The following is an 11,313-nucleotide window of genomic DNA, read 5'->3' as shown; positions in this document are numbered from 1 at the left end:
CCGACAGTCTTATGGCATTCCGGGGCGGGCCGGGCAGTCAAGGGTGGAGCGCAGCGACATCGCGAAGCGACGCGACCGCAGGGAGCGCCCTTGACGGCCTGGACCGCACCGGAAGGACAGTGGACTGTCGGGAAACCCCCGGACCCCCTCTGATGCCGGTTGGCCGGAGCTCAGGCTCCGGTGACCCCGCCCCACACCACACCACCCCGCCCCACCCCACCCCACCCCGAGATACCTACTGGCCTGAGTACCCGCGCTCATGTGCCCCCCTCGGCGACGCCGTTGACTTGTGGCATGGATCAAGACACCTCGCGCGACCCCTACGCCTCCATCGCGCCGCTGCTCTCCACCCTGCTGACGCTGCCGATGGGGATCCTCGCGTTCTTTTCCGCCGGGCTGTCTCCCATGGCCTGCGATTCCTGCGGGGACGCCGAGAGCGATCGGTTCGACGCCTCGTACGACCTCGCCTTCCCCGTCTTCAACACCGGCCTGCTGCTCGTCCTCGCCGTGCTGGTGGTCTGCTGGGCGCTGCCCCGGCAGCGGCGGAACGCCGCCCGGCGGGTCGGGTTCTCCTTGCTCGCTCCTGCCGTCCTCGTCCTCGACTACGTCGTGTTCGCCGCCATCGTCGACTGGCCCTGAGGCGCGCCGATCAAGCCATTTGCCCGCCCGCACGTGGGCGTGGAAGCTGTGGGGAGCGAACATGCGTGCGCACAGGGGGGCTTGTGGTGGCAGATATAGGAACTCGGCCGGGGCGGGTGGCCGGGGCGTCGTTGGCCGTCCTGTCGCTGATACCCGCGTTGATCAGCGGATTCCTGTTCACCGTATCGCTCCCGGACGACGTCCGGCGGTACGAGGACTACACCGCCGCCGAGCCGTGTGGCGACAGCGGCAGCACCGACGACTGCCTCCGCACCCTCCCCCTCACCGTCGACCGAACGGTGGTCAAGAAGGGCAAGAGCGGCAGCTGCGAGGCGACCGTCTCCGACCCGGCCACTTCCTGGAAGACCGTGGTGAGGTTCGGTGACTCCGGGCCGCTGCTCGCGCGGCTGGAGCCCGGCGACCAGGTGACCGCCACCGTGTGGCGCGGGGCGGTCATGGTCCTGGCCAGGGGGGACCTCCGGCAGAGCACCGCCGACGAGCCCCGCGACGACCCCCAGATGACCGCCGGCCTCGGCACCTTCGCGGGCCTGCTCGCCGCCCTCGGGCTCGGCTTCGCGACCGCGTGGCTCGCCGGGTTCGGCGGGCGGGAGCCCTGGACCTGGCGCTCGCTCGGGTTGCCCCTGCTCATCGGCATGGCGGTCACCACCCTCGGGGTGGCGGTCCCCGCCTTCGCGATAGGCCTGCCCTGGTGGGTCGTGCCCGGCGTCACGGTGCCGTTCGTGGCGTACGCCGCCCGGCAGCTCCACCGGTACCGGCAGCGGCGGCCCGACAGCGCGGAGTGACAGATTCCTCTCCCGCTCCGTGAACCCCCGCCCGGCCCCTGCCTACGCTGCCCGGCATGGACAGGAACAGGGTGCCGAGGTGGTGGCAGGTCTGGTGGAAGGTCTGGCGGGCCGATCCGCCCGCCCATCCCCCCGCCGGGTCCGCGCGTGTCTGGCCGCTGCGCTGACCCGGTCGGGGGCCGGGACCGGTCCCCGGTCGGGGGCCGGTCCCGGCGCTGCGTCAGTCGATGCCCTGCGCGAAGCGGAAGAAGCGGTTCGGGTCGTAGGTGCGCTTGACCGAGCGGAGGCGGGTGTAGTTCCGGCCGTAGTAGGCCTCGCGCCAGTTCGTCAGCGCCGGGTCCATGTAGTTCTGGTACGACTGGTGCAGCGAGGCCGAGAAGGGCTCCACGGTGCTGAAGCCGTTGTCCACCCAGGCCTGGCCCCGGTCCTTGTCCTCCTGGGTGAGGTTCGGGTTGGTCAGGCCCACCGAGTACCCGGCGTTGAAGAGCGAGTCGCGGTGCACGAAGGCCGTGGCCGTCGGGGCGACGTCGTTGACCTTGCCCGCGTAGGCGAAGAGGCCCAGGAAGCGGAACTGGCCCGGGCGGAAGTCGGCCGTGAAGGCCGCCACGGCCGCCTCGGCGTCGGCGCGGGTCCAGCCGCGGGCGAAGAAGTTGTTCCGGCCGAGGGAGTAGTTGTCGCGCGACAGCTGGGCCTCGGGCGAGTAGCCGATCCGGTGGCACTCGTTGACGGTCTTGGTGCCGCAGCCGAAGACGTTCATCATTGCGTCCCGGTAGGGCAGTTCGCTGACCGTGCGCGAGGTGGTGGGCCGGCCGACGGCCGTGACGAGCCGGTCGAGCGCCCGGTCGCAGTCGGCCTGCGGGCCGGCGTAGCCGCCGGTGAGGACGACGTACGGCTCGGTGCCCTGCGGGGCGTCGGTGGAGAGCAGGAACAGGAGCTCCGAGGAGAGCTCCCGGGGCGCGGTCGCGATCCACTCCTGCCAGGCCAGGATCACCTGGACGGCGTCCGACCAGGCGAAGTTGAGGTTGTACGTGGTGAGCGAGGGGATCTGGACCGGCTGCACCTCGAAGTCGGTCACGACCCCGAAGTTGCCGCCGCCACCGCCGCGCAGGGCCCAGTACAGGTCCGGGTTCTCGGTCTCCGAGGCGCGTACGGTCCGCCCGTTGGCCAGGACGACGCGGGCCGAGACCAGCCGGTCGGCGCCCATGCCGAACTTGCGGGTGGCGTAGCCGAGGCCGCCGCCCTGGAGCCAGCCGCCGACCGCGACGGTGGGACACGTACCGGCCGCCACCTGGATGTTGTACGGGGCGAGGGAGTTGAGGACGTCGACGCCCTGGCTGCCCGGGCCGAGGTGGACGGTGTCGCCGGGGCGGACGTGGTTGAGCTTCGAGACGTCGATGACCAGGCCCGGGGTGGTCGAGTAGCCGGCCTGGCTGTGGCCGCCGCTGCGCACCGCGGGGGCGAGGCCGTAGTCCTGGGCGAAGCGGATGCACGCGGCCACGTCGGCCTCGCTGGTGCAGTACGCGATGGCCTGCGGGTGGATCACGTCGAACTGGGCCAGCTGCAGCTGCTTGGCCGTCTCGTACGTCGCGTCACTGGGCAGGACGAGCCGGCCGGACAGCCGGCTCTGGAGCGTCTTCCACGGGGTGGCGCCGGCAGCCTGCGCCAGCATCAGGCCACCGGTACCGGCCGTCAGTGCGGCGGCCGCCCCGACGCTGGCGCCGGCGCGTATGAGCGAGCGTCTGGTGAGCACGTGAACCACACTCCGTTCCGTCCTGGCGTGCAGGACAAAGCTTTCGGTCGAGTGCGTGCAGCCTCGGTCAGGAACGCAGGGTTCCCGCCACGGCCATCCGGAATCCGTCACTACCCGGCGGTGGGCCGGTGCTGAGCTGACGGACTCGGTTCGCGGCCCGCAAGTTGGCCGGGGGGCACCGCCTACGGTGACGCCCCGACCGACAGGGGTACTGGGAGGGGTGACGTCCGCATGGGCAGTGCGCGCAGGCCGTACGTCCTGCTGTCCGCCGCGATGAGCGTGGACGGGCGGCTCGACGACGCGAGTCCCGACCGGCTGTTGCTGTCCTCGCCGGAGGACTTCGACCGGGTGGACGCCGTACGGGCGTCCTGTGACGCGCTGCTGGTGGGCGCGGGCACCGTACGGAAGGACGATCCGCGGCTGCTGGTGGGCGATCCGCGGCGGCGGGCCGCCCGGGTGGACCGCGGCGCGCCCGCGGATCCGCTCAAGGTCACCGTCACCGCTTCGCCCCGGCTCGATCCCGGGCTGCGGTTCTGGCACTGCGGTGGCGAGAAGGTGGTGTTCACCGTCGACGGGAGCGCCGGCCCGCTGCGCGCGGTGCTGGGCGGCCTCGCCGAGGTGGTGAGCACCGGGCCGGAGCTGGACTGGGCGCGGGTGCTCGACGTGCTCGGGCGGCGCGGTGTGGGGCGGCTGATGGTGGAGGGCGGCACGTCCGTGCACACGCAGCTGCTCGCCCTGGACCTGGCCGACGAGCTCCAGGTGGCCGTGGCTCCGCTGCTGGTGGGGCAGGAGGGCTCGCCGCGGCTGGTGGGCGGAGCCGAGTTCCCGGGCGGGCCCGCCGCCCGGATGAGACTGCTGGACGCGCGGGTGGCGGGCGACGCCGTGGTACTGCGCTACGCGCCGAAGGAGCGTGCCCTGTGACACCGCTGTACCTGTCGGACGAGGAGTGGATGCGCCGGGCGGTCGCCCTGTCGCGGCTGTGCCCGCCCAGCCCGGGCGCGTACTCGGTGGGCGCGGTGCTCGTGGACGCCGGCGGGATGGAGCTGTCGTACGGGTACAGCCGCGAGGGCGACCCGACCGTGCACGCGGAGGAGTCGGCGCTGGCCAAGCTCGCGCCGGACGATGCGCGGCTGCCTGCGGCGACGCTCTACTCGACGCTGGAGCCGTGCTCGGAGCGGCGCTCGCGGCCGGATCCGTGTGCGCGGCTGGCGATCGCGGCCGGGGTGCGCCGGGTGGTCATCGCCTGGCGGGAGCCGGCGCTGTTCGTGGCGGCGTGCACGGGCGTGGCCGAGCTGCGTGCGGCCGGGATCGAGGTCGTGGAGCTGTCGCGGCTGGCCGGGGAGGCCCGGCGGGTCAACGCGCACCTGTGGGCGGATCGGGCGTGACCCGAAGTGGATCGGGCGTGATCCGAAGCCGGTCAGGCGTGATCCGAAAGGGAGAACCTGGCCCCGGAAGTTGACGTACTCGCGCCCGCGGCGTTGTCCGCGCGGCTCGTGGCGCAAAAAGTGGGCACCGCTAGCTCGCACTCATCCGGAGGTATTTTTCAATGTCTGAGCCGCTCCGCGTCGCAGTCATCGTCGCAAGTGTCCGTGACGGCCGGTTCGGCCCGGTCATCGCGAACTGGTTCACCGGTGTCGCCCGTGAGCGGCAGAACCTCGAGATCGACGTGATCGACCTGATCGAGCACGACCTGCCGAACCGGCTGTCGCAGTCGCCGGACCTTGAGGTCCAGGCCGTGCTCTCGGGCGTTTCGCCCCGGCTGGCCGCCGCCGACGCGTTCGTCGTCGTCACCCCCGAGTACAACCACTCCTACCCCGCCTCGCTGAAGTCGCTGATCGACTGGCACACCACCGAGTGGCACGCCAAGCCCGTCGGCTTCGTCGGCTACGGCGGCCTCGCCGGCGGTATGCGCGCCGTCGAGCACCTGCGCCAGATCTTCGCCGAGACCCACTCGGTGACGGTCCGCGACACCGTCGGATTCCACGGTCCCTGGGGCCAGTTCGACGAGCAGGGCAACCTCATCGACCCGACCGAGGCGGAGGCTGCGGCCAAGACGCTCCTCGACGCCCTGGAGTGGTGGGGCACCGCGCTGAAGGACAAGAAGGCCCAGCAGCCGTACGGCGGCTGATCGACGCGCCGCGCCCACCCGTAGACCAGCCCGGACCGGCCCACCCTCCCGGGGTGCACCGCAGCCCCAGGAGGAACGATGAGCCTGCGCACGACCTCTCCCCAGCCCACGGTCCCGCACCGGGCCGTCTTACGGGGCGGGGCGACCGGCCCCGTCTCCCCGGAGGCGGGGCGGTCCGTCGCGCGCGTGGTGGCGGCCATCTCCCTGCTCGGGATGCTGGTGGTGGGCCAGCTGTACGTGGCGATCCCGCTGCTGCCCGACATCGGGCGGGCCTGGGGGGTGGACCAGGCGTCGGCCACCTGGGCCACCTCCGCGTACGCGGCGACGTACGCGATCATCTCGCTGTTCAGCGGGGCGCTGGCCCGGCGGTTCGGCACCCGGGCGGTGCTGGTGGCCGGGGTGAGCGCGCTGGCCGTGGTGACCGCCTGCGTGCCGCTGGCGGATTCCTTCGGTGCGGGGCTGGCGCTGCGGGCCGGGCAGGGTCTGTTCGCCGGGGTGTACGTCCCGCTGGTGTACGCCTACCTGAACACGCACATGCCGGCTTCGAAGCTTCCGACGGCGCTCACGATCGTCTCCGCCTGCATGGCGGGGACGATCGTCGTCGGGCAGGTGGAATCGCAGCTGCTGGCCGCCGCCGTCGGCTGGCGGGGCACGTTCTGGGTGACCGCGCCGCTGCTGCTGGCGGGTGCGCAGGTCCTGCGCCGGGTGCTGGCGCCGGTGGATCCGGCGCGGGCCGGCGGAGGCGCGGGCACCGGTTCCGCCGGGGGCGCCGCCTCGCGGTCGGATCGCGGCGAGACCAAGCGGATGTGGCTGCGGCTGCTGCCCCTGTACGTCGTCGGGCTCACCTGCTCCAGCACCCTGACGGCCGTCTACACGAGCGTGCAGCTCTACGGTCCGGCCTCGCTGGTCGGTGACGGCCAGGCGATGCTGACGCTGCGGGCCACGGCCATTCCCGCGCTGGTGCTGGGCGTCCTGGTGGCCCCGCTGCTGGGCCGGATCCCGGCCCGGCCGCGCGGAGCCGGGGCGTTCGTCGTGGCGGCCGCGGGGATCTGCGGCGCCGGGCTGTTCGGCGGTACGGCCGCCGGGCTGGCCGGGGCGATGTTCGTGTTCATGCTGGGCGTGGCGGCGATCGGTCCTGCCGTGGTGCAGGAGATCGGCGCGACGTCGGGTGCGGCCCACGGGGTCATGGCGACGGCCCTGTACGGGTTCACCCTCAACATCGGCGGCGGGGTGGGGGCACAGGTCCCGCTCGCGTTCGGCGAGGTCAGGGGCGTCGGGCTGTTCATGTCCGCGCTGCTGGGCTGCTGCGTGGTGCTGCTGGTGGTGACCGGCCGCCGCCGGCGCCGGACCGCCCGTACCTGACACGCGTACCCCGTACCTGACACGCGTACGCGCGCGCCTGACGTGCGGCCGCGCGTATGTGACGGACTAAGGCCGGCGCCCTCGGTGGGGCGCCGGGCACGGAACAGGATCAACTCAAGGCCCCGGCAGTCGAAAACCGGAAACGAGCGGGGGCGGTCGAAAGGGAGTGCTTCTCGTCATGACGAACATCGCTGTCATCTACTACTCGTCCACCGGCTCCACCCACAAGCTCGCCGAGGCCGCCGCCACCGCGGCCGAGAAGGAGGGCGCGGAGGTCCGCCTGCTGCGCATCGCCGAGATCGCCCCGAACGGCGAGGCCGCGAGCCGCGACGGCGCCTCCGCCTTCCAGGACGCCACCAAGGACATCCCCGTGGTGACCCTCGCGGACCTGGAGTGGGCGGACGGCATCCTGCTCGGCACCCCGGTGCACTTCGGTCTCGCCGCCCCGCAGCTGATGCACTTCATCAACTCCACGTCGAAGCTGTCGATCGAGGGCAAGCTGCTGAACAAGGCCGTGTCCGCCTTCGCGTCCGGCTCGGCGGCCCACGGCGGTCAGGTCTCCGCGATCCTCGCCCTGCACAACGCGATCACCCACTGGGGTTCGGTCATCGTCTCCACCGGCTCCACGGACCCGGTGCTGTACAAGCCGAAGAACGGCAACCCGTACGGCGCCTCCGCCGTGGTCGGCGGCAACCCGGGCCAGGTCCCGGAGGAGAACCTGGAGGCCGCGGCCTTCCAGGCGCGCCGTACGCTCCAGGTCGCCTCCGTGATCAAGACTCTGGACGCCTGATGATCGACAACGGGCTCGCGACGGCGTACCTGGCCCGGATCGGCGCCTCGCGCCCCGCGAAGGCGGACCTGGCGACGCTGGCCGAGCTGACGGAACGGCACGTGCTGACGGTGCCGTTCGAGAACCTCGACTACCACCTCGGCCAGGAGATCCACCTGGACGAGCGGGTCGTCGACAAGATCGTGCACGAGGGCCGCGGCGGTGCCTGCTACGAGGTGAACCCGGCCTTCGGGATGCTGCTGGAGGCGCTCGGCTTCCAGGTGGAGATCCTCTCGGCGCGGGTCCACCGGCCGGGCGGGCTCGGCGCTCCGCTGGGCCACCTGATGCTGCGCGTGACCGTCGACGGGTCGGCGTACCTGGTGGACGTGGGCTTCCGGCGCAACGCGCGCCGGCCGCTGCTGCTGGGCACCGAGGAGGTGCAGTACGACCCGCAGGGCGCGTACGCCTTCGGACCGGAGCGGCAGGGCGAGTTCGACCTCTTCCTGGACGGCGATCCGATGTACCGGGTGGACGGCCGGGCGCGCGAGCTGGGCGAGTTCCGGCCTTCGCTGTGGTGGTTCCGCACCTGCCCGGACTCGCCGTTCATGCAGGACGTGTTCTGCTCGCTGCCGACGGTCGAGGGCCGGATCACGCTGAAGGGCCACACGCTGACGAAGCGGGTCCACGGCGAGTTCATCGTGGAGCAACTCGCCGACGACACCGAGGTGTTCGAGGCCTACCACAAGTACTTCGGCATGGCGCTGGACCGGCTGCCCGACGAGCCGGTGCGCCCCGAGGGCTCGCCCGGCATCGCCGTCGAGTAGCCGCGGACCCCACCCGCACCACCACCTCCCCCACCCGCGCCGCCGGATCCCCCCTCTCCCCCCACGGTGGGCGCTCCACTTCTCCCGCCTCCGCCAGGTACCTCCTTCCCCCCTCCCAGGAGTCACCATGACCACATCCGTCACGGCACCGGCCGAACTTCCCGATGCGTTCCTGCGCGCTTTCAACGCCCGCGACCTGGAGGCGATCGACCGCCTCTTCGAGCCCGGGGCGGTACGCGTGCTCACCCCAGGCGAGGTCGTCACGGGCGAGGGCCGACGCGACGCGACCCGCAGTTTCATGTCACTCGGCATTCCGATGAAATTGACGGTGCGCCACTGCTATGAATACGACGACTTGGCGCTGTTGCTGTGTGACTATCTGATCAAGGGCGTCAAGCCGGACGGAACTTCCGTACTCCACGAAGGCACGGCCACGGATGTGGTGCGCCGCGGCGCGGACGGCTCCTGGCGTTACGCCATTGACAACCCGCCGGGAACCGACCGCGAAAGCGCGAAGCCCTGAATCCCACAAGACAAGAGAGATTGAAGAGCCGATGACCAACGTCGCGATCGTCTACTACTCGGCCACCGGAAACATCCACAAGCTCGCGGTGGCCGCCGCCGAGGCAGCGGAGAAGGCCGGCGCGCAGGTCCGTCTGCGCCGGGTCGCCGAGATCCAGGAAGCCACCATCGCTCCCAACTTCTCCGAGTGGACCGAGGCGTTCCAGGAGCACGTCGGCGGCAGCAGCCGCGAGGTCGAGATCGCCACGCAGGACGACCTCGACTGGGCCGACGCGGTCATCTGGGGCACCCCGGGCCGCTACGGCGCCATGGCCGGCCCGCTCAAGCACTTCATCGACCAGACCTTCGAGCTGCACGCCCGTGGCGGGCTGAAGAACAAGGCCATGTCCTCGTTCACGTCCACGGGCACCCAGCACGGCGGCCAGGAGTCGACCGTCCTGTCCCTGTCGAACGTCTTCTACCACTGGGGCGCGATCATCGTGCCCCCGGGCGTCACCGACCCGATCATGGTGGCCCCGAGCAACGGCAACCCGTACGGCGTGAGCGCCACGTCCGGGCTCCAGGCCGTCCCCGGCCTGCTCGCCCAGAACGTGACCGAGGACAACCTCAAGGCGGTCGGCTACCAGACCGTCCGCACCCTCCAGGTCGCCGAGGCGCTCAAGCAGGGCCTCAACAAGTAACACCCCCTGCCACCAGCGAGGACAGCAGGAAGAGCAACGCACCGGCACCGGAAAGGCCCGTAGCGGGAGCATCCGCTACGGGCCTTTTCTCGCGCACACCGCAGTGAATTCACGCCATTTGGATGGCTCGATTCCGTCGAGCTGACACAGTCAAACAACCGCCATTGGGCCCGGGCATTCTTGGTGAGAACTTGAACACATGCTCCGGATTCCCAAGAACAAGACGCCGCTCTACCTCGGCCTGGTGGCCGAGGAGGCTGCCGCCCAGTTCGGCGCCAACACCATCACGCTCGACCGCACCATGGACGCCCTCCCCGAGGTCGGCCAGGTCCTGACGGTCGCCCAATTCGCCGACCTGATCGCCGAGATGGCAAACCGCCTGTGGGCCAGTGGTATCCGGCCCAGCGAACACGTCGTCATCCACAAGACCAACAACTTCGACATCACCCTCTTCGCGTGCGCCGCGGCCCGCATCGGCGCCGTCCCGGTGATGCTCTCCGCGCACCTCGACGGGGAGACCATCAACGCGCTGCTGCAGCGGCTGCCCTCCCCGACGCTGCTGACGGACGCCGCGAAGCTGACGGGCTCGCTGGCCGCCTCGCCGCTCGCCGAGCTCACCGCGCGGGTCATCTCGGTCACCGAGCCGGTCGAGGGCGCGATCTCGCTCTCCGACCTGGCCGGCGCCCCCGAGCGCACGCCGGTGACGCTGCACCCCGACTCGCACGCGATCATGACCCACACCTCGGGCACCACCGGCATCCCCAAGCTGGTCGTGCACTCGGCCCGTTCGATCGGTGCCCGCTACCGGTGGCAGAACATCCCCGTCAGCCTGCTGCGCCAGCGCGAGCCCATCCTGATGCACGTCTCCTACGTCCACTCGCGGATGTACCCGGGCATCGCGTCGATGATGCTGAACAACAAGCCGATGGTCTTCCTGGACGACGCCGAGCCGGCGAAGGTCGCGGACGCGATGGTCAAGTACCGTCCGGGCGTCTTCGAGACGCACCCGAACTCCTTCCTGGAGTGCGAGTCGATCCTCGACGACCCGCGCAAGCCGTTCAAGACGGTCCGCTTCTACAACTCGACCTTCGACGCCATCCACCCGGGCACGATGGACAAGTTCCTGCGGGCCTCGGAGCGCAAGAGCCCCGTCTTCCTCCAGGTGTACGGCCAGAGCGAGTGCGGCCCGCTGGTCGGCCGCCCGTACACCCGCAAGACCGTCATGAAGGCCGACGGCCGCTGCCAGGGCTACTCCACGCCGGGCATCACCAAGTACCGCCTGGTGTCCCGCAACGGCAAGCCCGTCTCCCACGACAACCCCGGCTACATCGACGTCCAGACCGCCGGCCGCGCCCTGACCTACTACGGCGAGGCCGAGCGCTTCGAGAAGCAGCTCGACGGCGAGTGGTGGCGCGGCGGCGACATCGGCTACCGCACCAAGTGGGGCTGCCTGCACCTGCTGGACCGCGAGGTCGACCAGATCCCGACCATCCACTCCACCCTGGAGGTCGAGGACACGGTCCTGCACCGGCTGCCCGAGCTGACCGAACTCATCATCGTGCCCGGTCCCGAGAAGGAGCCGGTGCCAGTCGTCTGCACCAAGGACGACGCCCCGCTGGACCTCGGCCGCTGGAAGCGCGCCATAGCCGACCAGTCCACGATGGCCGACCCCATCCAGATGAAGCTCGGCGAGCTGCCGCGCACGGCCACCGCCAAGATCAAGCGCCTCGAACTGGCCCGCCGGCTCGCCGACCAGGTGACCCACGACCTGGCCTCCTGAGCCGACGCGCACGGACTCCACCGCACTCCACCGCACTGCACCGCACCGCACACCAG

The 11,313-nt window shown here is 71.1% G+C and carries 10 protein-coding genes and 1 pseudogene; 10 read left to right on the top strand and 1 reads right to left on the bottom strand.

Annotated features, from left to right (window positions below; all coding sequences use genetic code 11):
- Positions 1–294 precede the first annotated feature (294 nt).
- Both ADK52_RS23950 and ADK52_RS23945 read left to right on the top strand, forming a co-directional pair.
- The gene (locus ADK52_RS23950; protein WP_053691896.1) at positions 295–639 is read left to right on the top strand and encodes a hypothetical protein; all 345 of its coding nucleotides are present in this window, start codon (positions 295–297) and stop codon (positions 637–639) included.
- Between the two features lie 158 nt (positions 640–797).
- The gene (locus tag ADK52_RS23945) at positions 798–1,442 is read left to right on the top strand and encodes a hypothetical protein (protein ID WP_234344194.1); all 645 of its coding nucleotides are present in this window, start codon (positions 798–800) and stop codon (positions 1,440–1,442) included.
- A 220-nt stretch (positions 1,443–1,662) separates the two neighbouring features.
- Here ADK52_RS23945 and ADK52_RS23940 read toward each other — a convergent pair whose 3' ends face one another.
- Complete coding sequence (locus ADK52_RS23940) at positions 1,663–3,192, bottom strand: FAD-binding oxidoreductase (RefSeq protein WP_053691894.1); 1,530 nt, start codon at positions 3,190–3,192, stop codon at positions 1,663–1,665.
- Positions 3,193–3,423: 231 nt separating this feature from the next.
- Between ADK52_RS23940 and ADK52_RS45080 the strand changes: the two are divergent.
- From ADK52_RS45080 to ADK52_RS23895, 8 genes and pseudogenes are all read left to right on the top strand, one after another.
- A pseudogene (locus ADK52_RS45080) lies at positions 3,424–4,577 on the top strand (dihydrofolate reductase family protein).
- 161 nt (positions 4,578–4,738) lie between these two features.
- Positions 4,739–5,320: an NADPH-dependent FMN reductase gene (locus tag ADK52_RS23925; RefSeq protein ID WP_053691892.1), complete on the top strand. Its 582-nt coding sequence runs from the start codon at positions 4,739–4,741 to the stop codon at positions 5,318–5,320.
- Positions 5,321–5,398: 78 nt separating this feature from the next.
- Positions 5,399–6,682 (top strand): MFS transporter, encoded by a 1,284-nt coding sequence (locus ADK52_RS23920; protein ID WP_053691891.1) that lies wholly within the window; start codon positions 5,399–5,401, stop codon positions 6,680–6,682.
- Positions 6,683–6,860: 178 nt separating this feature from the next.
- Positions 6,861–7,472 carry an NAD(P)H-dependent oxidoreductase gene (locus ADK52_RS23915; protein WP_053691890.1) on the top strand — a complete coding sequence of 204 codons (612 nt, stop codon included), beginning with the start codon at positions 6,861–6,863 and terminating at the stop codon, positions 7,470–7,472.
- Complete coding sequence (locus ADK52_RS23910) at positions 7,472–8,275, top strand: arylamine N-acetyltransferase family protein (RefSeq protein ID WP_053691889.1); 804 nt, start codon at positions 7,472–7,474, stop codon at positions 8,273–8,275. The genes ADK52_RS23915 and ADK52_RS23910 overlap by 1 nt, the downstream gene beginning before the upstream one ends.
- A gap of 127 nt (positions 8,276–8,402) precedes the next feature.
- On the top strand, positions 8,403–8,798 hold the full coding sequence (locus ADK52_RS23905; RefSeq protein WP_053691888.1) for a YybH family protein: 396 nt from the start codon (positions 8,403–8,405) through the stop codon (positions 8,796–8,798).
- Positions 8,799–8,829: 31 nt separating this feature from the next.
- The gene (locus ADK52_RS23900; RefSeq protein ID WP_030869799.1) at positions 8,830–9,477 is read left to right on the top strand and encodes an NAD(P)H-dependent oxidoreductase; all 648 of its coding nucleotides are present in this window, start codon (positions 8,830–8,832) and stop codon (positions 9,475–9,477) included.
- Between the two features lie 199 nt (positions 9,478–9,676).
- A complete protein-coding gene (locus ADK52_RS23895) occupies positions 9,677–11,257 on the top strand; it encodes a class I adenylate-forming enzyme family protein (protein WP_053691887.1) in 1,581 nt (526 codons plus the stop codon).
- Positions 11,258–11,313 lie beyond the last annotated feature (56 nt).

Origin of the sequence: Streptomyces sp. WM6372, from assembly GCF_001279655.1 — a bacterium.
Classification (GTDB): Bacteria; Actinomycetota; Actinomycetes; order Streptomycetales; family Streptomycetaceae; genus Streptomyces.
The sequence above is the reverse complement of the archived record's forward strand: the minus strand, read 5'-3'. Positions and strand labels throughout refer to the sequence as shown.

Coding starts and splice junctions, on each gene's coding strand:
- ADK52_RS23950 (WP_053691896.1), top strand. CDS start 295: ATGGATCAAGACACCTCGCGCGACCCCTACGCCTCCATCGCGCCGCTG.
- ADK52_RS23925 (WP_053691892.1), top strand. CDS start 4,739: ATGTCTGAGCCGCTCCGCGTCGCAGTCATCGTCGCAAGTGTCCGTGAC.
- ADK52_RS23920 (WP_053691891.1), top strand. CDS start 5,399: ATGAGCCTGCGCACGACCTCTCCCCAGCCCACGGTCCCGCACCGGGCC.
- ADK52_RS23915 (WP_053691890.1), top strand. CDS start 6,861: ATGACGAACATCGCTGTCATCTACTACTCGTCCACCGGCTCCACCCAC.
- ADK52_RS23910 (WP_053691889.1), top strand. CDS start 7,472: ATGATCGACAACGGGCTCGCGACGGCGTACCTGGCCCGGATCGGCGCC.
- ADK52_RS23905 (WP_053691888.1), top strand. CDS start 8,403: ATGACCACATCCGTCACGGCACCGGCCGAACTTCCCGATGCGTTCCTG.
- ADK52_RS23900 (WP_030869799.1), top strand. CDS start 8,830: ATGACCAACGTCGCGATCGTCTACTACTCGGCCACCGGAAACATCCAC.
- ADK52_RS23895 (WP_053691887.1), top strand. CDS start 9,677: ATGCTCCGGATTCCCAAGAACAAGACGCCGCTCTACCTCGGCCTGGTG.